The sequence below is a fragment of the Nocardiopsis sp. LOL_012 genome (genome assembly GCF_048060475.1).
Taxonomy (GTDB): domain Bacteria; phylum Actinomycetota; class Actinomycetes; order Streptosporangiales; family Streptosporangiaceae; genus Nocardiopsis.
Genome location: NZ_JBHMIV010000102.1, coordinates 1 through 789, shown reverse-complemented (window position 1 = coordinate 789; position 789 = coordinate 1). Strand labels below are relative to the sequence as shown.

Annotated in this window: 1 protein-coding gene; it reads left to right on the top strand. The window is 70.7% G+C overall.

Annotated elements, in window-relative coordinates:
• The coding region (locus tag ACFHWE_RS23630; RefSeq protein ID WP_416604078.1) for an ADP-ribosyltransferase at nt 1-789 on the top strand (789 nt) is incomplete at both ends.

Genomic DNA, 789 nt, shown 5'->3' with positions numbered 1-789 from the left:
CAAACGCCCCTACGACCCCAACGGCCTGCTCGACCTGCCCTTCCCCGAAAACCCCCGCCCCCGCACCGAAGCAGCACCGGACACCACCCCCGAACAGCACACCGCCCCCACCACCCACACCACGCCCTGGCCAACGCCCCCCCACTGGGAACCCGCACCCGACAACGACACCACCCAAGACCCCCAGACCTTCACCACACCCGGCACCGGCGCCATCTACCTCTCCATGAACATGGCCCCGCCCCCCACCGACGACACCACCACCGCCACCCTCCGCGACCTGGCCACCCACACCACCACCAACCTCAACCACACCCTGCGCCACGGCCCCGACCACGCCCCCACACACGACACCGCCACCGTCACCGAACTCGACACCCTCATCCACACCTCCACCACCCCCGCACCCCTCCAAGTCCACCACCGCCCCGACCCCCAACTCCTCCACCGCCTCCTGGGCGCCGACCCCACCAACCCCGCCTCCATGCACGCCCTGACCGGCCGCACCTACACCGACCCCGGCTACACCACCGCCACCACCACACCCACCGACCCCGACCACCACCACCCCATCACCCTCACCACCACCCTCCCGGCCGGCTACCCCGCCCTCAACACCGCCGACCTCACCCGATCCCCCCTCGGCAGCACCACCGACCTCCTCCTACGCCGCCAGACCACCGTCCGCATCACCAACGTCCGCCACACCCCCGACGACCTCTACGGCAACGACCACTGGCACCTCCACGCCGACATCATCCCCACACCCCCACCCGACACCCACAACAC